Origin of the sequence: Sphaerimonospora cavernae, assembly GCF_042435035.1 — a bacterium.
Taxonomy (GTDB): Bacteria; Actinomycetota; Actinomycetes; order Streptosporangiales; family Streptosporangiaceae; genus Sphaerimonospora; species Sphaerimonospora cavernae.
On record NZ_JBHMQT010000012.1, the window covers coordinates 35341 to 57001 of the forward strand.

General features: G+C 70.0%; 25 protein-coding genes. 1 reads left to right on the top strand and 24 read right to left on the bottom strand.

Features of this window, described 5'->3' with window-relative positions; all coding sequences use genetic code 11:
- Window positions 1-22 precede the first annotated feature (22 nt).
- The 17 genes from ACFHYQ_RS08275 to ACFHYQ_RS08355 all read right to left on the bottom strand — a co-directional run bounded on the left by ACFHYQ_RS08275 (window position 23) and on the right by ACFHYQ_RS08355 (window position 13885).
- Entirely contained in the window at window positions 23-391 is a 369-nt protein-coding gene (locus ACFHYQ_RS08275; protein WP_394300503.1) for a nuclear transport factor 2 family protein, read from the bottom strand.
- Entirely contained in the window at window positions 388-840 is a 453-nt protein-coding gene (locus ACFHYQ_RS08280; RefSeq protein ID WP_394300504.1) for a VOC family protein, read from the bottom strand. The genes ACFHYQ_RS08275 and ACFHYQ_RS08280 overlap by 4 nt, the downstream gene beginning before the upstream one ends.
- 12 nt (window positions 841-852) lie before the next feature.
- The gene (locus ACFHYQ_RS08285) at window positions 853-2046 is read right to left on the bottom strand and encodes an aromatic ring-hydroxylating oxygenase subunit alpha (RefSeq protein ID WP_394300505.1); all 1194 of its coding nucleotides are present in this window, start codon (window positions 2044-2046) and stop codon (window positions 853-855) included.
- A 426-nt stretch (window positions 2047-2472) separates the two neighbouring features.
- Window positions 2473-3849: an amidohydrolase family protein gene (locus tag ACFHYQ_RS08290; protein ID WP_394300506.1), complete on the bottom strand. Its 1377-nt coding sequence runs from the start codon at window positions 3847-3849 to the stop codon at window positions 2473-2475.
- On the bottom strand, window positions 3846-3998 hold the full coding sequence (locus tag ACFHYQ_RS08295) for a hypothetical protein (RefSeq protein ID WP_394300507.1): 153 nt from the start codon (window positions 3996-3998) through the stop codon (window positions 3846-3848). The genes ACFHYQ_RS08290 and ACFHYQ_RS08295 overlap by 4 nt, the downstream gene beginning before the upstream one ends.
- On the bottom strand, window positions 3995-4447 hold the full coding sequence (locus ACFHYQ_RS08300; protein ID WP_394300508.1) for a VOC family protein: 453 nt from the start codon (window positions 4445-4447) through the stop codon (window positions 3995-3997). Before ACFHYQ_RS08300 ends, ACFHYQ_RS08295 begins: the two co-directional genes overlap by 4 nt.
- Before the next feature lie 39 nt (window positions 4448-4486).
- Entirely contained in the window at window positions 4487-5518 is a 1032-nt protein-coding gene (locus tag ACFHYQ_RS08305) for a zinc-binding dehydrogenase (RefSeq protein ID WP_394300509.1), read from the bottom strand.
- A gap of 21 nt (window positions 5519-5539) precedes the next feature.
- Window positions 5540-6448, bottom strand: a complete 909-nt coding sequence (locus ACFHYQ_RS08310; protein ID WP_394300510.1) for an ABC transporter permease — start codon at window positions 6446-6448, stop codon at window positions 5540-5542.
- The gene (locus tag ACFHYQ_RS08315; RefSeq protein ID WP_394300511.1) at window positions 6445-7614 is read right to left on the bottom strand and encodes an ABC transporter permease; all 1170 of its coding nucleotides are present in this window, start codon (window positions 7612-7614) and stop codon (window positions 6445-6447) included. The genes ACFHYQ_RS08310 and ACFHYQ_RS08315 overlap by 4 nt, the downstream gene beginning before the upstream one ends.
- Entirely contained in the window at window positions 7611-9188 is a 1578-nt protein-coding gene (locus ACFHYQ_RS08320; RefSeq protein ID WP_394300512.1) for an ABC transporter ATP-binding protein, read from the bottom strand. The genes ACFHYQ_RS08315 and ACFHYQ_RS08320 overlap by 4 nt, the downstream gene beginning before the upstream one ends.
- 38 nt (window positions 9189-9226) lie before the next feature.
- A complete protein-coding gene (locus ACFHYQ_RS08325) occupies window positions 9227-10273 on the bottom strand; it encodes a BMP family lipoprotein (RefSeq protein WP_394300513.1) in 1047 nt (348 codons plus the stop codon).
- Window positions 10270-10644, bottom strand: coding sequence for a hypothetical protein (locus tag ACFHYQ_RS08330; protein ID WP_394300514.1), 375 nt, complete (start codon window positions 10642-10644; stop codon window positions 10270-10272). The genes ACFHYQ_RS08325 and ACFHYQ_RS08330 overlap by 4 nt, the downstream gene beginning before the upstream one ends.
- Before the next feature lie 29 nt (window positions 10645-10673).
- On the bottom strand, window positions 10674-11033 hold the full coding sequence (locus ACFHYQ_RS08335; RefSeq protein WP_394300515.1) for a VOC family protein: 360 nt from the start codon (window positions 11031-11033) through the stop codon (window positions 10674-10676).
- A gap of 10 nt (window positions 11034-11043) precedes the next feature.
- Window positions 11044-11403 carry a cupin domain-containing protein gene (locus tag ACFHYQ_RS08340; protein WP_394300516.1) on the bottom strand — a complete coding sequence of 120 codons (360 nt, stop codon included), beginning with the start codon at window positions 11401-11403 and terminating at the stop codon, window positions 11044-11046.
- A 22-nt stretch (window positions 11404-11425) separates the two neighbouring features.
- Window positions 11426-12133: a FadR/GntR family transcriptional regulator gene (locus tag ACFHYQ_RS08345; protein WP_394300517.1), complete on the bottom strand. Its 708-nt coding sequence runs from the start codon at window positions 12131-12133 to the stop codon at window positions 11426-11428.
- Window positions 12130-12624: a VOC family protein gene (locus tag ACFHYQ_RS08350; protein WP_394300518.1), complete on the bottom strand. Its 495-nt coding sequence runs from the start codon at window positions 12622-12624 to the stop codon at window positions 12130-12132. Before ACFHYQ_RS08350 ends, ACFHYQ_RS08345 begins: the two co-directional genes overlap by 4 nt.
- Before the next feature lie 73 nt (window positions 12625-12697).
- Entirely contained in the window at window positions 12698-13885 is a 1188-nt protein-coding gene (locus ACFHYQ_RS08355; protein ID WP_394300519.1) for a PucR family transcriptional regulator, read from the bottom strand.
- Window positions 13886-13985: 100 nt separating this feature from the next.
- On the opposite strand from ACFHYQ_RS08355, the gene ACFHYQ_RS08360 reads away from it, so the two are divergent.
- Window positions 13986-15146, top strand: coding sequence for a M20 family metallopeptidase (locus ACFHYQ_RS08360; RefSeq protein ID WP_394300520.1), 1161 nt, complete (start codon window positions 13986-13988; stop codon window positions 15144-15146).
- On the opposite strand, the gene aroC is transcribed toward ACFHYQ_RS08360, so the two are convergent.
- From aroC to ACFHYQ_RS08395, 7 genes are all read right to left on the bottom strand, one after another.
- Entirely contained in the window at window positions 15136-16356 is a 1221-nt protein-coding gene (gene aroC / locus ACFHYQ_RS08365) for a chorismate synthase (RefSeq protein WP_394300521.1), read from the bottom strand. The genes ACFHYQ_RS08360 and aroC overlap by 11 nt on opposite strands.
- A gap of 198 nt (window positions 16357-16554) precedes the next feature.
- Window positions 16555-16950 (bottom strand): GlcG/HbpS family heme-binding protein, encoded by a 396-nt coding sequence (locus ACFHYQ_RS08370; protein ID WP_394300522.1) that lies wholly within the window; start codon window positions 16948-16950, stop codon window positions 16555-16557.
- Window positions 16951-17047: 97 nt separating this feature from the next.
- Window positions 17048-17446 carry a VOC family protein gene (locus tag ACFHYQ_RS08375; RefSeq protein WP_394300523.1) on the bottom strand — a complete coding sequence of 133 codons (399 nt, stop codon included), beginning with the start codon at window positions 17444-17446 and terminating at the stop codon, window positions 17048-17050.
- Between the two features lie 26 nt (window positions 17447-17472).
- A complete protein-coding gene (locus ACFHYQ_RS08380; protein WP_394300524.1) occupies window positions 17473-17844 on the bottom strand; it encodes a VOC family protein in 372 nt (123 codons plus the stop codon).
- Complete coding sequence (locus ACFHYQ_RS08385; protein WP_394300525.1) at window positions 17829-19133, bottom strand: FGGY-family carbohydrate kinase; 1305 nt, start codon at window positions 19131-19133, stop codon at window positions 17829-17831. Before ACFHYQ_RS08385 ends, ACFHYQ_RS08380 begins: the two co-directional genes overlap by 16 nt.
- Window positions 19130-20152 (bottom strand): zinc-dependent alcohol dehydrogenase, encoded by a 1023-nt coding sequence (locus ACFHYQ_RS08390; RefSeq protein WP_394300526.1) that lies wholly within the window; start codon window positions 20150-20152, stop codon window positions 19130-19132. The genes ACFHYQ_RS08385 and ACFHYQ_RS08390 overlap by 4 nt, the downstream gene beginning before the upstream one ends.
- Entirely contained in the window at window positions 20152-21561 is a 1410-nt protein-coding gene (locus ACFHYQ_RS08395; protein WP_394300527.1) for an amidohydrolase family protein, read from the bottom strand. The genes ACFHYQ_RS08390 and ACFHYQ_RS08395 overlap by 1 nt, the downstream gene beginning before the upstream one ends.
- Window positions 21562-21661 lie beyond the last annotated feature (100 nt).

Here is a 21661-nt window from a genome sequence, read left to right on the forward strand (position 1 = left end):
GCGCTCGGGAGAGCCGGCGCGCTCAGGAGGTCTGACGTGCGAAGTCCGCGCCGTCCCAGTAGTCGACCCGATGGGCGATCAGGCCGTCGGCGACCGTGAACCGGAACATCCCGCGGATCACCACGGGCCGACCGTCGTGGTGGAAGCTCATCCGGTACGGCACGGCCGCCCGCCACCCGTCCACGATCAGGTCCTCGATCTCGTACCGGAGGTCCGTGAACTGTCCGAGGAAGGTCGGCAGCCGCTCACGGTAGGCATCTCTGCCGCGCAGGCTGGTCCCGGCCACCGAGGTGTGCTCGTTGTGAAAGTCGGGGGTGACGCAGGCCGCGATCGCATCGGGGTCGTGGTGGTTGAGCGCCTGGATGTAGCGCTCAACCACCTGCCGGGTCATTCGCCCCATAGCGTGCGGATCTCTTCGAAGACCTTCTGGTTGTGCGAGATCTCCACGACGTTGCCGTCGGGGTCCTTCAGCGCGCAGATGTAGCCGACAGGGTCGGGCATGTCCATGGGCTCCCAGTGCAGACAGCCCATCTCGCGGGCCTCGGCCGCGATCCGGTCGACGTCCTCGCGGTTCGGCACCTCCATGCCGAGGTGTGCGAAGGGCGTGAGCTGCGGCTGCTGCTTGCCCTTGTCCTTGATGAATTCCACTAGCACGAGCACGAACGGCGTCTCCACCTGCTTGTCATTGGAGAGCCAGGCGGTGCGCCCGTCCTTGTCCTTGTGCCTGGCGGCCACCACCAGCGGGGTCATGGTGGTGTAGAACTCGATCGCCTTGTCCAGGTCGCAGCTGGGCAGTGCGATGTGCGTCCAGCGCGCCTCGGTGAGCGTCTTGCCGAGCATGTCGTGCCTCCTTCAGTCCTTGTCCACGGGTCCGTCGAACTCGTCGGGGTCCAGCGGGGTCGCGACGTCCTGCCGAATCATCCGCATCATGTGCTGGGCCCTCCCCTCCCAGGCGCTGGGCGGACCCACTCGGTAGAAGGGCGAGCGCAGATTCTCCATGAGCTGGGTCACCATGTCGGTGTCCTCCTTGTTGGTCTGCGCGAGACCGTCCAGCTCCCGGTTCTGCAGCTCGATGTCGTCGGTGAGCCCGTAGATCCGGGAGAAGATCCGTGAGCGATCCGGCGCGAGCGGGTCGACCCTGACCATGATCAGCTGAGACGCGTACGGCAGCGGCGTGAGGTTCGGGTAGATGAACTCGGCGTAGCTGCCGCGCAGGTCCCTGTCGTTCAGGTCGGTACGGCCGGCCGACATGTCGAAGCTGTCGGAATGGGGCTTGTACCCGCTGGTCGTGCGGCCCTCGAAACGCACGATCGTGTCCATCTGCTTCCGTACCTTGTTCAGCCGCCGATGCACGAACCGGACGTGGTAGTCGTCGTTGGAGTTCTCGACGAAGGCCTTCCAGTTGATCGGATAGACGTCATCGAGCTCCCGGTGGTATCGCCGGTAGGTGTGGATCTTGTACTGTTCGTAGCGGGGAAGCAGCGGCGCGATCCACTCGTCGAAGGCCGGCGCCCTGCGCGACAGGCAGCCGAAGACCAGCTTGCCGAAGGCGACCTTGATCCGGATCGGGACCAGGCCGTACTCCTCCTTCGGGAAGTCCGGGCCGTACATGCGATCCATATCGGGGATGCTCAGGAGCTTGCCGTCGATCGCGTACGTCCACGCGTGATATGGGCAGGCCAGCGCGTTGCAGTGCCCGGCCGGTTCGAAGGCCAGTCCGGCCGCGCGGTGCCGGCAGTTGTTGAGGAAGCCCTTGACCGAGCCGTCCTGCTGACGGATCACCACGACCGGCTGGGCGCCGATGCGGCCGGTGATGTAGTCGCCGGGCTTCTCCAGGTCCTCGGTGTCGCCGAGCCACACCCACGACCGTCCGAAGACGCGGATCATCTCGAGATCGAAGAGGTCCCTGTCCCAGATCTCCCACGGTTGCAACATGTCGCTCGGAAGCGGAGGGTCCACGAGTCCGCGGGACTCGCGCGCCCACTCGCCCTGTCGCTGTACGACCCGTTCGTGCAGGGCGTGTTCCGCCGCCTGGTCTGCGAGCAAGAGGTGCCTCCTGTCCTGCTCAATCAGCTCTGGTGTCGATGTCCGAACGCTATGTCCGGGCCGCCGGCGGCCTCCATGTGCCCGCAGCCCAAAGATCCGGGGCACGTACTGCCCCCCGCACCCGTTGAGTCGCCCTGGGGCACGGTGACGGTGCCGCCGACGAAGCTCCCTCCGGCGACGCACACTCAGCGGCCGCCTGAAGAGCCTTGATCCACAGGTACGAACCCAGGCTCCATGCTCGGGTCGAGACCCAACGCACTTGATTGGAGAAGCCGCGGCATCAGCGGCGGACCCGGCACCGCTGGGCCCTGGCCTGCGGAAAAAGGCCGCGGCGCGAGTAGGCGCCGGCCTCGGCCTGCGACGCGGCCGGGTGCCGGCCGGCTTCACGCAGCAGGAAAGCCGCCAACGCCATCGAGCGGCGTCGGTTCAGCGTCGCAAGGGCCAGCGGGAGGGAACGATGATCCCTGCCGCGGCGAGCGTATCGGCGGCGACGCGCCGGCCCCGCTCCTGCAACTCCGGCTCGTCGATGCGGGTCGAGCGGCCCCCGCGGAGCACCGGCTCACCGCCGACGACGACGTCGCGGACGGTTCGCCCGTCGCCGCCCCAGACCAGGGCGAGGACCGGATCGGCCGCCGACGGCCACCCGGACCTGCCGGCGTCGTGCACGACGAGGTCGGCGAGCTTGCCCGGCTCCAGCGATCCGATGCGGCCGCCCATGCCCGCCGCGACCGCGCCCGTGACGGTCGCCCACTCGAACGCGTCGTGCGCGCCGAAGATCTGGGGGTCGGTCCGGGTGTCACGGACCAGTCCGGCGGCGAGGGCGGCCGCCTTCAGCATGTCGCAGTGGTCGCCGGCGTTGGCGGAGTCCCCGCCCAGGCCGATCGGTATGCCCCGCGCGGACATCTCGGCATGCCTGCCCGCGCCGGTCACCCCCTGGCCCAGGCGCAGGTACGCCCACGGGCAGTAGGCGACCGACGTACCGGATCCGGCGAGGGCGTCGAGTTCCTCGTCGTCGAGCCAGACGGCGTGGCTCAGCAGCAGATGTGGGCCCAGCACGCCGAACCGGTCCAGGTGCACGACCGGGCGACGGCCGACGCGGCGCAGATAGGCGGCGGGATCGGCCGCGCTGGGGGACAGATGCATGGTCATACGCGCGCCGCTGTCGCGGGCGAGGTCGGCCGCGGCCGTGAGCAGAGCGTCGGAAGCGAGGTCATGGCCCACGAGGGTCACCCACCCCTCCACGCGCCCCCCTGCGGGGAAACGCTCCAGCACGTCTCGCTGGCGGGCCAGAACTTCTGGGACGTCCGCGGTGAATGGGACGTCCGGAACGTCCCAGCCCCAGGTGCCGACGGATCCGCGGATACCCGCGGCGTGCATGCCCGCCGCTGCGCGGGCGGGGTGGGCCACGGTGCCGGCTTCGATCACGGTGGTGACCCCGTTGCGCAGGCAGTCCAGAGCCCCCACGGTGGCCGCGACCTCATCGTGCTCGGGGGTGTGCGTGGCATACAGCGGCAGGGACCAGTCCCGGATCGACGCGCCGGGGGGCAGCCGGTCGGGGATGCAGCTTCGCAACAGCGGATCCCCGGTCAGGTGCTGATGAACGTTGATCAGGCCGGGTGTGACGATGGAGTCAGGGCGCTCGAGCACCCGCGCGTGTGGCCACCGTTCCCGCAGGTCACGGGCCGGGCCGACCGCGATGATCAGGTCTTTCCGCACGGCGACGCCGCCATCGAGGAGGATCTCCCGCTCGGCGTTCATCGTGACCACGGCGGAGCCGCACACGATCAGATCCGCCTGCGTCACAGGGCCTCACGCACCCGGCACCGGAAGTCCTCTCCGTCCCGTTGGAAGTCCCCGGTCACCCGTGCCGCGATCCGGTCGGGATCGCCGGTGGTGAGGGCGTCGAGGAAGCCGTGCATGACCCGCGTGCACGGCTCCGCGACGTAGGTCAACCCAGGACCTGCTCGACCGAGAACTCGACGTTGTTGCCATCGGGGTCGCGGACGAAGCAGATATAGCCCACGACCTCGTTGCGGTACATGGGGCCGAGCAGCAGGATCCCGTCTTCACGTGCCATGTCGGCGATGCGGTCGACGTCGTCGCGCGAGTCGACGGAGATTCCGAGGTGACTGATGGAGGTGAGGAAGGTGTACTGCTCCTCCATCGTCTCGCCGACGACCTGCCGGGGGAGAGATCCCTCGATGAGCACGATGACGAACCGGGCGGCCTCCTCGGTGACGTCGCGCTCGTTGGCGATCCAGGCGGTGCGCAGCTTCGTCTGCTCGTCCACCCGCTGGTGGATGACCTTCATGTTCGTGTACTTGGCGTAGAACTCCAGCTGCGCGTCGAGGTTGCGGACGGGCAGTGCGATGTGGGTGAGGACGCTGTTGCCGGTGCTCATATCGAATCCTTTCTCCAGGGGCCGGCTCGAACCGGGGAATCAGTGGCGGAGGATCAGCTTGCCGCGTAGCGCGCCGTCCTCCATGAGCTGATGGGCACGGGGTGCATCGCTGATCGACATCTGCCGGTCGACGATCGAGCCCAGGCCGGCCGACCAACAGAAGCGCAGCATGGCCGCGAAGTCAGCTGACCCGTAGCTCTCCGAGCCCAGCAGCCGGATCCCGCGCCGATAGGCCTGGGCCAGCCGCAGTTCGGTGCTGTTGCCTGTGGTGGTCCCGCAGAAGACCAGCCTGCCTCGCGGTCGCAGGGCCTGGATCGATTCGTCGAACAGCGCCGGGCCGAGATGGTCGAGCACCATGTCCGCGCCCACGCCGCCGGTCAGTTCCTGCACGGCCGCGACGAGGTCCTCGGTGCTGGTGTTGATCGTGGCGTGTGCCCCGGAGTGGAGGCCGTGCTCCAGTTCGGCCTCCGAGCGGCCGGTGACGATCACCCGAGCGCCCGCCCGGGTGGCGAGCTGGACCGCCGCGGTGGTCACGCCGCTGGCGGCGGCATGCACGAGCAGGGTCTCGCCGACGGTGAGTCCGCCGGTCGTGAACAGCGCGTACCAGGCCAGCGAGTAGACGGTCGGCATGGCGGCGGCCTCGGCGAGGTCGATGTGGTCGGGAACGAGATAGGCGTTCGTGGCGGGCACCGCGCACAGCGCGCCATATCCGCCGGGCCGGTTCCCGCCGACGACGGCCTTGGCGTCGCACAGGCCGTCGTCGCCGCGGCGGCAGAACGGGCAGTGGCCGCACGTGATCGCCGGGTTGACCACGACCCGCTGCCCGATCCGTGCCCGATCGACGCCCGCTCCGGCGTCGACGACGGTCCCGGCGACGTCCATGCCCGGGATGTGCGGCAGCGCGAACCCAGGCATGGTGGTGGCGCCCTGGCGTTGCAGGACGTCGAGCCTGTTCAGTGCCACCGCGTCGACCTGGACGATTACCTCGCCGGCTTCGGGGACGGGATCGGCGATGTCGACGTGCTCCAGGACCTCGACCCCGCCGAGTGCCTTCTGGACGACAGCCTTCATGATGTTCCTCCGGAAGGGTGATCAGGGCAGGCCGCGGGTGAACGGCTTGCCGTACGCGGACGGGCTACGGTTGTTCCTGGCGAACAGGACCATCGCGAGCAGCGCCAGGATGTAGGGCGAGGCGATCAGCAACTGCGGGTTGAGCTGCACACCGAGCGCGGGCAGCGCGAGCCGCATCGCGTCGGCCGCTCCGAAGACCAGGCAACCCGCCATCGCGCCGCGCAGCGTCCACGCGCCGAAGATGACCGCGGCGATGACGACGTAGCCGCGGCCCGAGGTCATGTTCTGGTTGAACATCCCGACCTCACCGACCGAGAGGTAGGCGCCGCCGAGGCCGGCGAGCAGGCCGCAGAGCAGCAGTCCCTCCCGGCGTCGCTTGTTGACGTCGATCCCGGTGGCGTCGACCGCGGAGGGATTCTCCCCGGTCGCGCGCATCTGCAGACCCCACCGCGTGCGGTACATCGCGTACCAGATCGCCGGGAGTAGCAACCACACCAGGTAGGCGGGCCACCGCTGGGCGAACAGCGCCGGGCCGATCACCGGGATGTCGGCCAGCAGGGGGATGGCCAACACCGACACCTGGGAGGGCACCAGGGTGACGAGGTCGAACAGGAAGCTGGTCAAGCCGAGCACGAGAAGGTTCAGCGTCAGGCCGACGACGTAGGTGTTGACCGTGAGGCGGTGGCTGAAGTTGGCGTGCACGAAGCCGATCAGGAGCCCGGTGAGCACACCGCATATCAGCCCGACGGCCGGAGAACCGGTGATCGAGGCGCCCAGGACGGCCGAGAACGCGCCGCCGAGCATCATCGCCTCGATCGAGATGTTGATCGTCCCGGAGCGTTCGGCGATGTACTCCCCGCAGGCGGCGAACGCCAACGGGAGCGCCAGCCGGATGGAACTGGCCAGGACGAGCGTGAGCGCGTCGATCATGCCGCCATCCCTTTCCCTTCCACGGCCAGCGCCCGCGCGGCGGCCCTGGCTCGCCATTCGCGGCGCAGGATCCGGAACGCCGGGGGAAAGGCGACGGCCAGGACGAGGACGGCCGTGACCACATCGACGAGGTAGCGCGGCACCCCGGTGGAGGCAAGGAAACCGCCGCCGGCACGGAGGATGCCGAAGAAGAACGCCACCGGTATGGCGAGGACGGGGTTCTCCCTGGCGACGAGCGCGACGAGCAGGCCGTCCCAGCCGCCGTTTTCGGAGATGCCCGGCTGCAGCCGGTGGTTGCCGCCGGTGAGCAGCACCGCCCCGCCGAGCCCGGCGAAGGCCCCTGACCACAGCAGTGCCGTGCCACCCAGGACGGCCGCGCTGATGCCCGCACGACGAGCGGCCAGCTTGTTCATCCCGAGCATCTTCATCTTGAAGCCCCACACGCTGTGCCGCAGCAGAACCGCGACGATCACGGTGAGGGCCAGCGCGATGAGCACACCGCTGGTGAAGTTCAGACCGGGGTACTCCCCGATATGGGGGAGCCAGACCTCGGTGCGCAGCAGGTCGGACTGGGGGGACATCACGTCGCCCTCGGGACCGGACTCTTGCAGCAGCCAGGGCTGGGTGACGGCGAAGAACACCACTTGAACGGCGATGAACACCAGCAACAGGGTGCCGATGACGATGGGGACTCCGGCCTTGTAGAACAGCAGCGCGGCGATGCCCGCCCACGCCGCCCCAGCCAGCGCCCCCCCGATCAGGGACAGCACCAGCACCAGCGGTCCGGGACCGGGCACGAAGATCGCGACGGCGCACGCGGCGGTGGCGCCGACGGTGAGCTGTCCCTCCTGGCCGATGTTGAACAGCCCGGCGCGGGCGGCGATCACCGTGCCTGCCGCGACGATCAGCAGCGGCGCGGCCTTGTCCAGGGCGAGGCCGACGGAGGCGGGGGTGCTGAGGCTGCCCTCGTAGAGTGCGACGACCGCGGCCCAGGGTGAGACCCCGGTCATCATCACCAGCGAGGCGGAGATGCCCAGCGCGACCGAGAGCGAGGCGAGGTAGGTGAGTAAAGTCGGGTAACCCTTGAGCCACAATCGGAGGTGGGGAGAAGCGTGACTTCGGGGGGCGGCGGTCCGTTCCTCCGCCAGGACGGTGGTGTCGCTCAAGCTTCCTGCCCTCCCATGAGCATCCCGAGGCGTTCGATATCGACGTCCATGCGCGGCATCTCCCCGACCACGGCGCCGCGGTGGATGACCGCTACCCGGTGGGAGAGGGTGAGGATCTCCTCCAGCTCGGTGGAGATCAGCAGCACCGCGATGCCCGCCCGGGATGCTTCGTGCAGCTGTTCGGTCATGTACTCGATCGCGCCGATGTCCAGCCCGCGGGTTGGGTAGGCGGCGACGAGGATCTTCGGCTGCTGGGACAGTTCCCTGGCCAGGACGACCTTCTGCTGGTTGCCGCCGGAGAGGGCGCGCATCGGCGTGTCGGGAGAGGGAGTGGCGATCGCGAAGCGCTCGATGAGCTCCTCCGCCCGCTCGCGCATCCGTCTCCTGCTGACGAACCCGCGGCGGCTGACCGTCGGCACAGCGGAAAGGACGAGGTTCTCGGCCACGGACATGTCCAGCACGCAACCGGACTGGTGACGGTCCTCGGGGATCACTCCGATCCCCGCGTGGTGCATCGCGCCCGGCCGCCCGGCCGGGACCGGGGTTCCGTCGACCCTGACTTCGCCGGAGTCGAGTGGGAGAAGGCTTGAGAGCAGATCGCCCAGCGCGTGCTGGCCGTTTCCCTCGATTCCGGCGAGCCCGAGGATCTCCCCGGCGCGCAGTTCCAGCGTCAGACCCTGCAGCAGCGGTCGACCGTCCCTGTTCGCGACCGCGGCGTCGATCCGCATGCGGACCGCCGGCTGGTCCTCGCTCGGCCGGAGCGCGGTGAACATCGCCGGGTCCTTCGACAGACCGGGGTCGACGAGGGCGTCCAGATCACCGAGCGCGGATGCGGCCACCCACTTGGACAGTTCACGGCCCACCATCTCGCGGGCGAGCTCGCGTTCGTCGGTCTCGGCGGTCCGCCGCTGTGCGACCACCCGGCCCGACCGCATGATCGTGACCCGGTCGGTCGCGTTGAGGATCTCATCGAGCTTGTGACTGATCAGGATGACAGTGCGCTGTTCGTCCTGGGCGACCCTGCGCAGAACTGAGAACAGCTCCCGCGAGTCGCCCAGGGTGAGCACCGAGGTCGGTTCGTCGAGGATGAGGATGCTGGGGTCACGCCGCAGACACTTGATGATCTCGACGCGTTGACGCTGCCCGGTCGAGAGGTCCTCGACCTTGGCGAGCGGGTCGACGACCAGACCGTAGCGCTCGCCGATAGAGCGGACGAGTTCGCACGTCGCATCGGCGTCGGGTCTGCCGGTGTCTCCGAGGGTGACGTTCTCCCACACCGTCAGCTCATTCACCAGGCTGAAGTGCTGGTGGACCATCGCCAGTCCGAGCTCTGCGGCTGCGAACGGGTCGGGGATCTCGGTGGGCCGGCCGTGCAGCAGGATCTGCCCTGCGTCCCGGCCGGCCAGCCCGAGCAGGATCTTCACCAGAGTGCTCTTGCCCGCGCCGTTCTGGCCGAGCAGCCCATGGATCTCGCCAGAAGCGACCGAGAGGTGGACATCATCGCAGGCGATCGTCGTGCCGTAGCGCTTGGTGATTCCGCGTAGCTCGACCGCCGGGGGAACCTCCCCATGCACTGGGGAGGTCCCGAGGAGTTCCGGCCGCATGGTGGCGGCTACTTCGCGGAGGCGCCGACCAGCGCCTCGACGTCGTACTTGCCCGCCGCGACATCGGCCATGAACTGGTCCACCTGGGGTTGCAGGTCGGCGTGCTCGCCGCACATCACAATGGTCGGAACGTCGTCCACCCCGATTCTCCACATTCGGGCCTGACCCATCTTGAGGGTGCCCTTCTGGAACTCCTTGAGGGCGGCCGCGAGGTACGCTCCCGGGCTGAAGACCATGGAGATGTCGAAGCCGACGCTGTCGGCGCACCGGTCGGTACCCGGGGTGAGCGTGTAGACCTGGTTGTCACGAGCGAGGGAGGCGACCGCGTCGGTCGCGCCACCGAGGTAGGGGTAGATGACCTTGACGCCAAGGGAGATCTGCGCCTGGGCGGCTTCGCGCGCCTTGCCGGAGTCGTTGAGGTCGCCCGTGTAGGTCGTGACGAGCGTGGCCTCGGGGACGACGGCCTGCATACCGGCGCTGAAGCCCGCGGCCGCCTGCTTGGAGAAGTCGAGTTCGGGACCGGTGATGAAGCCCGCCTTCGTGGATCCGCTCTTCTTGAGCAGCAGGCCCGTCGCCAGGCCGCCGGCGAAGAGGATCTCCTTGACGTTCTCCTGGGACTGCGCGAAGTACTCGGTCTGCTCGACGCCGACCCCGCCGTTGATGTACCAGTGGACGCCCTTGCACACGGGCTCCGGCGCCGCGCTGAGCGCGTCCTTGAGCTCGCTGGCACCGACGGCGATGAGGTCGACGGACTGGCGGCACAGGTTCTTGGCCTGGCTGATGCTGTCCGAAGGGTTGATCTTGTCCAGGGTGATGACGTTCCAGCCCTGCGTCTTGGCGAACGTCGTGGCCTCGTCGACGAGGCTCTGGTAGTACCCGTTGTCCTTGCTGTCACCGGGGCTCATGACCCCGATGACGACCTTGCCGTCACCGTTGACGTCGGGCTGCTGACCGGCCGTCCCGTTGGCGGAGGCCGAGAGCGTGCTGCCGCAGCCTGTCAGAAGCAGGCCTGACGCGACGGTTATCGCCAGGACGGCGTTGGACCACTTCTTCACGTGTCCTGCCCTTCACGGTCCGGGCTGGCCGGACGAGTCATGTCGTACGGGTGAGGAGGGTGGGCCGGATCGCGTGCCTGATTGACCGCGTCGGCCGGATTGAGCCTGTCGATCGTGCGGATCTCCCAGCCGCCTGCCTGGTCGATCTTGTTCGCGTCGTCGGCGAAGCTCTGGTAGTAGCTGTTGTCATGGATGTCGCCGGGGCACGTGACCCCGATGACGCCCGTCCCATCCCCGTTGACGTCCGGCTGCCCTTTGCCCGCGATCGAGGAGCCGCCGTCCTCCGTTCCGAAGCCGCTGCCACCGCGGGCGGTGAGCAGCGGCTTCGGAACGGGAATGATCGCGAGGGTAGCCCGTGCCGAAGTGTTCATCGCGTTGCCTCCGAAGCGCGGAGGGCGATTCACTCCTTGTGTGACTCGGGGGCGGCGCCCCACTGGATGATCTGGACGTAGTTGCCGTCGGGGTCAGCGACGGTGCCGATGAGGCCGAACGGCATCTGCTCCACCTCGCGCACCCACGTGACGTCCAGCGTCTTCAGGTGCGCCTCGATCGCACGGCAGTCCTCCACGTCCAGGTTGAGGACGACGCGCGCGGGCTCCTTCGTCGGTCCGCTGACCTCGCTGTGCTCCTCGATGAACAGCTGCGTCGAACCGAACGCGAAGGCGCCCATCTCGTTCTCCTTGACGTCGAACGCGGCGCGGTACCACTCCTTCATCGTCTCGACGGCGGAAGAGCCGATCAGCAGGCTGCCAAGATTCATTGGGGGTCTCCTATCCGTTCCGGTAGTCCTCGCGGGGAGGGGTGAAGATGTCGAGGATCCAGGTCTCTCCGTGTTCGGGGTCGCCGATGAAACGGCTGTCCCCGTGCAGGAAGCTCTTGGGGGCCCAGTAGACGTCGCCGGGCCCCAGCACCCGTCGCTCGTCCGAGCCGATGCGGAAGTCCAACTGGCCCTTGATGATGACGCCGAACTGCTCGTTGTCGGGGTGGCAGTCGTACGGCGTCGGCCCGACGCCCTCGCGGATCCGCCACATGGTCAGCATCAGGTCGTCGCCGGTGTAGATGCGGCGTCTGAAGCCCGGCTTGATCTCCTTGAAGGCGTCGTCGTCGAAGCGCCAAACGTGTTCGGTCATGCTCTCTCCGTCGTCGGGGGGTTCAGACCATCCGGGCGATCATGGAATGCTCGACCTGGCTGAGGTGGAACTCGGCGGCCTGGGCCGCGCAGTCCTCATCGCCGGCCTGGATGGCCTCGGCGATGCGCCGGTGGGCGGCGCACGCCTCGGTGATGACCTCGCGTACGGCTTCCACGTTGGTGGAGGAGTCCAGCAGCGTACGGAACTCCTCGGAGGCGAAGACGCCATCGAGGACCTTGCCGTACAGCTCCTGCAGGGTCGGGTTGCCGCAGGCGCGGGCGACCGTCCAGTGGAAGAGCCGGTCGGAACCGCGGAACTCCTCCAACGACATCTCCCCGGTGAAGGAATCAGCCATCCGGAGCAGCTCGTCGCGTTCCGCGGAGGTCGCCCGGGACGCGGCGAAGCGGGCGATCGAGACCTCGATGACCCTGCGGCATTCGAACAGCTCGCGCACCCGGCTCTTACGGGGATCGACGCTGATCTCCGGAAGCTTCTCGGCGACGTGGAAACGGTTGCCGACCTTGTGCACGCGTCCGAGCGCCAGCAGACTCTGCACCGCTTCCCGCACCGAGGTGCGGGCCACGCCGAACTCCTCGCAGAGCTCCCGCTCGGAGGGGAGGCGGGTGCCCGGGGCCAGCGCGCCGGTCTCGATGCTCTCCAGCAGCGCGTCGCGGATCTCCTCGGAGACCATCCGGCGGGCCGGAACCGGCCCGAACCTGGCCCGGGTCACGACCTGCCACCCCCCATCAGGGCGGCGAAGCGCCGCCGCTCACCCGCGATGTCGAGCGGCCGGACGATCGCCTCGTGCTCCTCATCGCCCCAGAACTCGGCGGGGACGAGCCACATGACCTCGAACTCCAGACCGTCGGGGTCCTTGGCGTACAGGCTCTTGTTCGCGCCGTGGTCGCTGGCTCCGATGAGCGCACCCTCGCGGGTCAGCCGCTCTTCGACCGCGGCCAGTTCCTCCAGGGTGGGCACCTCCCACGCGATGTGGTAGAGCCCCACGGTCCTCTGCCCCGCCGCGGAGTCGCCCGCGGCCGATCCGATCGTGAACAGGGCCAGGTCGTGGTGGTTGTCGGAGTCGGGCGCGCGCAGGAACATGTACTGGCCGGCCGGGCTCTCGATGATCACCTTGAAGCCCAGCACCCGCTGGTAGAAGTCCGCGGTCCGGCGGGCGTCCCGCACGTACAGCACCGCATGGTTCATCCGGGTGATCCCCATCTGGCCCGCCTCCAGATTGCCTTTTGGTCTGTTGGTCTGACAATCAGATCATAAGTTGGGCAGGTGAGAAGATTCAAGAGGCTCTTCCGGAGAAAACGTGCAGCAGCTCGCGGGCCGTCAGGGCGGTCCGGAGACGGTGGGCGGTCTCCGGATCCAGCGGGTCGGCGCTGAGCAGCTGGCGGAGCTGGCCGACGCGGTAGCCGACCGAGTTGCGGTGCAGATGAAGCAGGTCGGCGACCGCCGCCCGGCTGCCCCGGGTGGCCAGCCACGCGTTCAGGGTGAGGAGCAGCTCCGGCTTGTCGAGGATCGGTCCAAGCTGCTGCTCGACGAACGCGTTCAGCTGTTCGGGCGGTACGGCCAGCAGCAGTTGCGCCGGGCCGAGCGTGGAGTGGAGCAGCTCGGTCTCGCCCGCTCTCCGTCTGAGCAGGCCGAGCACGGTCTCGGCGTCCCGGAAGGACCGGGCGGTCTCCCGGGGATCCGTCACCACGGGCCCGGTCGCGGCCAGCACGGTCCCGTCGCCGACCATGCCCTGGAGCCGGACGCGGATCCGGGTGACCTCCCGGGGGATGTCGCCGGAGAGCACGGTCCAGCCTTCGCCGTCCTCCTGCCGCACCGGCATCTCCAGCCAGGACAGCGCGGTGGACCAGGTGCGGCGGTTGGACCCGTCGTAGGCGAAGACCGCCGCCGAGTGCGGCTCGTCGAGCCGGAGCCCGAACCTGGCCGCCGTGCGGGTCAGTTCGTTGGTACTCCGCAGGGCCCCGTAGCGCAACTCGTCGATGAGCCGGCTCGCGGTCTCGGCCGTCGCCGCCGCCGCCGCGTCACGCCGCACCGCCTCGATCGCCACAGCCGTCGCCGAGGCATCGAGATAGGCCAGGGCCCGCTCGCCGACGGGTTCGGCGAGCAGCAGCAGGCCCACCCGGCGCTGCGCGGCCCACACGGCCAGTGCCCTGGCCGTCCATCCGTCTCCCAGGGAGACCGTGACCGGCCCGGGTTCGGCGAAGACGCGGGCCACCTCAGCCGGGCTCATCGTCGCGTCCCCGCCGTCGGTGGCGCAGAAGACGCCGCCGTGCACGCCGATCAGGCGGGCGGCCCGGCCGGTCTCCGCGGCGATCCGGGCCAGGATCGACCGCCACCCGGCGCCGCCGAGGGCCAGCGAGTTGAGCCCGGCCGCGAACTCCTCAACGGTGGCCGCGGGGGCCTGGTGGCGGCTCGGCGCGTTCGTCGGGCCGGCCAGACTTTCCACTGCAATCAGGCCATCCATGCCACCTCCCGGCGTTTCGCCCTTAGGCGCAGAATGTGCGACATTTCATATCACTCACTGATTTTTTAGGACAGTCTTGATTGCGGAGAGAATCCCTGCCATGCATGACCGAACGAAGGCCGCCGCGAAGGCGGCGATCGACCAGGAGGCGGATCGTCTGGTCGCGCTGAGCCACCGGCTGCACGCCCATCCCGAGCTGGGATTCGAGGAGGAGCGGGCCTGTGCGTGGCTGACCGATGAGCTGTCTTCGCGGGGCTTCGCCGTACGGGCCGGGGTGTGCGACCTGCCCACGGCGTTCGTCGCCACGGCCGGGAGCGGGCCGCTGGTGATCGGTGTCTGCGCCGAGTACGACGCGCTGCCCGGTGTGGGCCACGCCTGTGGCCACAACGTCATCGCCGCGGCCGCCGTGGCCGCGGGGCTGGCCCTGGCCCGCGTCGCCGACGACCTCGGGATCACGGTCAAGGTGCTGGGCACACCCGCGGAGGAGAACGGCGGCGGCAAGGTCCTGATGATCGAACGTGGCGCGTTCGACGACGTGCACGCGGCGATGATGGTCCACCCGGCGCCGCGCGAACGGCTCGCCCCGCCCGTTCTCGCCCGGGCGCAGCTGCACGTCGAGTACGAAGGCCGGCCCGCGCACGCCTCGGCCTGCCCCGAGGAGGGGATCAACGCCGCCGACGCGCTGACGGTCGCGCAGGTCGCCATCGGCCTGCTCCGCCAGCACGTGCCCGCGGACCAGCGGATCCACGGCATCGTCACCGAGGGCGGTCAGGTGCCCAACGTCGTGCCCGCTCACACGTCCGCGGACTACTACGTGCGGGCGCGGACGCTCGCCGAGTTGTCGGTTCTGGAGACACGGGTGCGGGCCTGCTTCGAGGCGGGTGCCGTCGCGACCGGCTCGCGGCTGTCGATCGGTACGGCCTCGCCCGCGTACTCGGAGTTCCGCCATGATGGTCCCCTGTCAGAGTCCTACCGGCGGAATGCGGAGGCACTCGGCCGGATGTTTCCTGAAGTGACGCCGGCCGATGAGCGGATGGCCGCCTCGACCGACATGGCCAACGTCTCGCTCGTCGTGCCCGCCATCCAGCCGCTCGTCTCGATCGGCTCGGGCCCGGTGGGGCAGCACCAGGAGGAGTTCGCGGCGTTCGCCGTACGGCCGGCCGCGGACCGCGCCCTGCTCGACGGCGGTACGGCGATGGCGTGGACCGCGATCGACATCGCCCTCGATGAGGAGCAGCGCCGCCGCCTCATCAGGCCATGACCTGGACGGCCAGCCCGTCGAGGTAGGCCCGGGCGTTCCGGCGGGTCTCGGCCACGGAGTCACCGCCGAACTTCTCGAGCACCGCGTCGGCGAGCACCAGCGCCGCCATGGCCTCGGCCACGACGCCGGTCGCCGGGACCGAGCACACATCGCTGCGCTGGTTGATGGCCCTGGCCGGCGTGCCGGTGACCACGTCGATCGTGGACAGCGCCCTGGGCACCGTGGAGATCGGCTTCATCGCGGCCCTGACGCGCACGATCTCCCCGGAGGTCATGCCGCCCTCGATGCCGCCCGCCCGGCCGGTGAGGCGTCTGACCGTCAGCGGGCCGGCGGCCACCGCCTCGATCTCGTCATGGGCCCGCGAACCGCGGCGGGTCGCCGTCGTGAAGCCGTCACCGACCTCGACGCCCTTGATGGCCTGGATGCCCATGAGCGCGGCGGCGAGGCGGGCGTCCAGGCGGCGGTCCCAGTGCACATAACTGCCCAGGCCGGGCGGCAGGCCGTACACCACGACCTCGACGATCCCGCCCAGGGTGTCGCCGTCCCGGTGCGCCGCCTCGATCTCGGCGACCATGCGGGCACTGGTCTCGGGGTCGGCACAGCGGACCGGGTCGGCGTCGATCGCAGGGGTCTGGCCCCGGTCGGGGACGATCCCCTCGGCCAGCTGTACCGGGCCCAGCCCCACCACGTGACTGAGGATCTCGACGTCGAGGGCCTGGCCCAGGAACGCCCGGGCGACCTCCCCGATCGTGACGCGGGCGGCGGTCTCCCGGGCGCTGGCGCGTTCCAGGACCGGCCGCACGTCGTCGAAGCCGTACTTCTGCATGCCGGACAGGTCAGCGTGACCGGGGCGCGGGCGAGTGAGCGAGGCGGCGCGTCCCCGGTCCTCGAACCGTCCCGGCTCGTCGTAGCGCCGCCCGTCCGGGTCGGCCGGGTCGGGGTCCATCACCTCGCGCCATTTCGGCCATTCGGTGTTGGCGATCTCCACGGCCACCGGACCGCCCAGCGTGCGGCCGTGCCGTACCCCGCCTGTGAACCGCACCTCGTCCCGCTCGAACCGCATCCGGGCGCCGCGCCCGTATCCGAGGCGGCGCCGCGCGAGCGCGTCGCCGAGCTCCTCGGACGAGATCTGGACGCCCGCGGGGAGTCCTTCGAGCACTGCGGTGAGAGTGGAGCCGTGGGATTCGCCTGCGGTGAGCCATCTGAGCATGTCTGCGAAACTGCCACAGCACGGCGGGGATCATGTTGTGCTTCAAGCACAAAAGTTACCGATCGCCCATGGGCCGGTCTCGAAAGCACTCCCGCCGAGCCACACCGCCCCTGCTCACCGGACCTTTCCCTCCAGGGCGCAGAGTTTCCGCGGTGTGGCTACGGCGGGCACAGGTTTCGGCACGGGCCGTCGGCGCGGCTACGGAGCCAGCCTCGACAGGGCTGCCCGCGCGCACTCGACGTCCTGCTCCTCGGTTCCGCCGCTGACTCCCACGGCGCCCACGACCCCGCCCTCTCGCGTGATGGGCAGCCCTCCCCCCAGGAACGCCAACATCGGATCCAATCGCTGCATGATCGCCTTGTTCTCCATGACGATCAGTTTCTTCATCTCCGCGCTGCCGGCTCCGAAGTTGAGAGCCGTGTACGCCTTGGCCTCCGCGACCCTGTACATCGCTTTCGGGCAACCGTCCATCCGTGCGGCGGCAGCGACCGTGAACGTCGGGTCGAGGACGACAACGGCGATGTCGACGCCTCGTGAACGAGCGGCCTCGATCGCCGCGTTCACCACCTCGCCGGCGACCGTCAAGAATTCCACAGAGCTGCTCCTTCGCTCCCATCGCGTCGAGCCAGGTTCACCCGGCCCTCCGACACCAGTCCCGATCGCCCGAAACGATGACGAAACTTCAGCGCCCTCAGTCTTCTGCGGGCTTCCACCACATGACGATCTGGTTGCCCCAGGGGTCGAGGAACGACGCGTGGTGGCCGTCGAACTCCTCCCAGTAGGTCTGCTCCCACAGGGCGGTGGCACCGAGGATCACGGCCTTGTTGAGGTATTCCCCGGGAGGGGCGTCGACCAGGATGTAGGTGCGGGGCTGCAGCCCGGAGCGCGGCTGGAGCGGGCGCGGCGACGGATCCGGCCGCTGCTCCAGTTCGTTCCACAACCCCAGGTGCAGGCCCTCGCCGGGGACGACCTGGTGGAAGACCCCTTGGGGGCGGCCGTTGATCTGCCAGCCGAACAGGTCCTTGTAAAACGCCGACGTCGCCTCGATGTCGGAGGTCGGAAGGTCGACGAAGACGAGCGTGTTAGCCACTAGAAATCCCTTCTTTAACTGAATTGTCAGGAGTTGTAGTACGTGCCCTTGTCCCGCCAGAGCACGATCTCGGTACCCCACGGATCACGGAAGGCGGCGTGGCGGCCGTTGAACTCCTCCCAGTACGTCTCCTCCCACAGCACCGTGGCTCCCAGCTCGACGGCCTGGGCCAGGAAGGCCGGCGGCTCGTCGACCATCACGTAGACACGCGGCACCGGCCCTGTCACCGGGGCCTGCTCCCGGTGCATACCGAGGTTGGGCTTGACACCGGGGAGGATCTCGTGGAACTCCCCGGCGGGACGGCGGTTGACCTGCCAGCCGAAGAGCTTCTCGTAGAAGACCGACGTCGCCTCCGGATCGGGCGTCGGAAAATCGACGAAGATCACAGGATTGGGCACAACGACTCCTTCACTGTCGATGTCAGACGGAGCTCGGCCGCGTCGCCGAGCGAGACGAACCGCCGGTAGGCCTCGCGGTAGACCTCACCGGGAGAGGGCTTGATCACGGTCACGGCCGGTCGGGGCCACGACCCGCCGGGGGCGGTTCCCGGCATCGGCCACCATCCCGCGCCGGCGCCCGCCGCCAGCGCCGCGCCGTACGCCGCCAGATCGGTCTCCGCCGGGATCTCGACGGGCACCTCCAGCACGTCGGCCTTGATCCGGCACCAGAGCGGGCTGTGCGCAGGCGACCCGGCGCAGACGAGCGCGTCAAGCGAGCCGGGCAACGAGTCGGCGATGTGGCGCAAACCGTACGCGGCGCCTTCGAGCACAGCGCGGGCGAGATGAGCGGGACCGCAGCCGAAGCCCAGGCCCACGACCTCGGCCCGTAGCCGGCGGTTCCACCGAGGTGCGCGCTCACCCTCCAGATAGGGCAGCACGGTCACCCCGTCAGCTCCCGGAGGTACGGCCTCCGCCAGCCCCAGCAGTTCGGCCACCGGCCTGCCGGTCAGCCCGGCCAGCCACTCCAGCATCAGGCCGTGGCCGCTCACCGGGCCGCCGACGATGTCCACCCCGGCAGCCGGGCTCCGCAGCGCGTACAGGTCGCCGTGCGCCGCCGTGGCCGCGATCGCCAGGGCGAGCCCGCCGGTGCGGCCGCCCGGATCCAGCGCACGGCCCGGAGCATCGATGCCGCCCGCCCAGAAGGCCAGATAAGCGTCCTGCGCCCCGGCGACCAGCGGGACGTCCGGGGGAAGCCCGAAGCCTCCGTCGGTCAGCCCGACGACCTCGCCGGTCGTCGCGCGCGGGCCGTACCCGTCGAGGGACTCGTCGCCCGGCCAGCGCGCCTGGCGATCCTCCGCACCGAGCCGCGCCGCCAGCCAGTCATAGATCTGCCGCGGCTCCGCGCCCGGGCCGAGCACCTCACGCTGGGCGTGGTGCTGCTCGGCCGGGCTCCCGGTCACCCCCGCCGGATGGCGGCAGGTCACCGCCAGGCCGCCGTCCCCGGGGACGGTGGTCGGGCTCTGCCCGCCGACGCAGATCGCCGCAGGCCGCCCGGGGATCAGCTCGCCGAGTGCGGTCACGGCCTCGACGACGCCCGCCAGCCAGCCGGCGGGATCGGCCCGGCCCTCGGGCCAGCTCCCGGCCCCCGGATAGGCTCCGGTCGCCGCCCCCAGCACCTTCCCCGAAGGGTCGATCGCGACGGCCCGTGCCGAGCTGCTCCCGAGATCGACCCCCACGACCATGCTCATCGGCCGCCCACCAGGACGCGGTAGACGGGGGCGGTCGCGGCGAGCTTAAGCGCCTCGGCGACGTCGTCCAGCGCGAAACGGGCAGTGACCAGGGCATCCAGATCGGGAGCGAGCGCACCTGAGGCGATGAGCGCCGCCGCCTCCTGCCAGTCCTGCGGCTCCTGGCTGTAGACGCCCACGATCGACAGCTCGTGGTGATGGATCGCGTCGGGGTTCACCCCGACCGACAGGTCCTTGGGAAAGGCCCCGTACAGCACCACCGTGCCGCCGTCGTCGCACAGCTCCACCGCGGTCTCCAGAGAGCCGGGCGCTCCGGCGGTCACGACGACCAGGTCCTGTTTCCCGCCCCGGTCCGGCGCCTCGTCCGGAACGGCGGTCCAGGCCGCGCCCGCCTCGCGGGCCTCGGCCAGCCGGCCCTCGCTCACATCGATCACGCCGACGGCCGCCGCCCCCCGATGCCGCGCGAGGGCCAGGTGCAGCCGGCCCATATAGCCCGCACCCACCACCGCCACCCGGTCGCCCACGCGCAGCCCGCCCAACCGCAGCGAGTGCACCACGCAGGCGACCGGCTCGCCCATGGCCGCGTGCTCGATCGGCGCGGCCCCGGTCCGGTACGCCTGGGCGGCCTTCACCACGACATGGTCGGAGAGCCCGGCCCCGAACGACACCGTCCCGTCCGCGAGCGCACCGCCCTGCGGTCGCTTGCACAGCGCGCTGCGCCCCCGGCGGCAGGCGGCACAGGTGCCGCACCGGGTGAGCAGGTCCACGGCGACGATGTCGCCCACACGCGGCGACCCGGGCAGGCCGGCCACCGCCGCCCCCACCTCGGCCACCCGCCCGGCGACCTCATGGCCCGGCGCGACCGGGTAGAACCGCTTCTCCCCCAGGTACAGGCGGCGTTCCATTGTGCAGAGCCCGCAGGCGCCCACCTCGACGAGCACCTCGTCGGGGCCGACCCGAAGCGGAGGTTCCTCGCGCAGTTCGACGGTCTCGGGGGCGGTGACCACGGCGACTCTCATCAGTGACTCCGAACGTGCGGCCAGTGGTGGCGTACGGTGACACCGGCCCGGTCGAACAGGCCGGCGGAGGCTTTGACGGCTTCGGCACGCAGCGCCCGCTCGTCGACGGTCACGCAGCGGCCCTGACGAACCACGTGCCGTCCGCCGACGAACACGTCGCGGACCGAACGCCCGTCGGTGGACCAGACGAGCTGCTGGGCGACGTCCCCGCGCGGGGTCCACTGCGGCCCGGTCGCGTCGTGCACGACCAGGTCGGCGAGCTTGCCCTGCTCGATCGAGCCGAGTCGGCCGGCCATGCCGATCGCCTCGGCCCCGCGGATCGTGGCCATCTCCAGGACCTCGGGGGCGCCGATGGCGGTCGGGTCCAGGGCCATGTCCTTGGCCAGCCCGGCGGCGAGCGCGGCGGCCCTGAGTATGTCGGCGGCATCACCCGCGTTGGCCGAGTCGCAGCCCAGGGCGACCCTGCCCCCCCGAGTGAAGATCTCGCCGTGCCGCCCGGCCCGGGTGACGCCCTGGCCGAGCCGCAGGTACGCCCAGGGGCAGTAGGCCACCGCCGTATCACTCTCGATGAGCGCGTCCACCTCGGCGTCGTCCAGCCAGACCGCGTGAGCGAGCAGCAGATGCGGGCCGAGCACCCCGAGGTCGGCCAGGTGGACCAGCGGGCGGCGGGCCTTGACGGAAAGGTAGTGCTCGGGATCGGAGGGCCCGGGTGACATGTGCATGGTCATCCTGGTTCCGGTCGAGCGGGCGAGATCGGCGGCCCCGGCGAGCAACGTGTCGGAGGCCAGGCCGTGGCCGACGAGCGTGACCCAGCCTTCGACGAGACCGCCTGCCGGGTAGGCGTCGACCACCGCCGCGAGGCGGTCGAGCACCTCCTCGGCGGGGGCGGCGAAGGGGGCGTCGTCGACGTCCCAGCCCCAGGTCCCGACAGTTCCGCGCAGGCCGGCCTGCAGCATGGCGGCCGCCACCCGGTCGGGGTGGGCGACCGTACCGGCCTCCACAACGGTCGTGACGCCGTTGCGGAGGCTCTCCACGCAGGCGAGCAGCGCGGACAGCTCATCGTCCTGGGGGCGGTGGGCCCCATGCAGCGGGACCGACCATTGAAAGATCGCCTCATCGGACGGGACGTCATCGGGGATGCAGGCGCGGGCAAGCGGGTCACCGGTGTGATGCTGGTGGGCGTTGACCATTCCCGGCGTGACCACGCAGTCGGTCGCATCCAGCTCGGGGACGCCCGGCCATCGCGCGCGCAACTCGCTCGTCGCGCCCACCGCGGCGATCGTGTCGCCGCGGATCGCGACCGCGCCACCCATGAGCACCTCGCGGCGTGCGTTCATCGTGACCACGTCGCCGCCGGTGAGGAGGAGATCGGGAACGCCGGTGAGGGGGAGGCCCGGGGTGAGTGCCATGAGATCGAACGCTAGGTTCACCGGCCGGCCGGGTCATCCTCCTCGGAGCACAACAACTCGGACTTACTCCATGCCAGGGACACAATGCCGCCCGACCTCG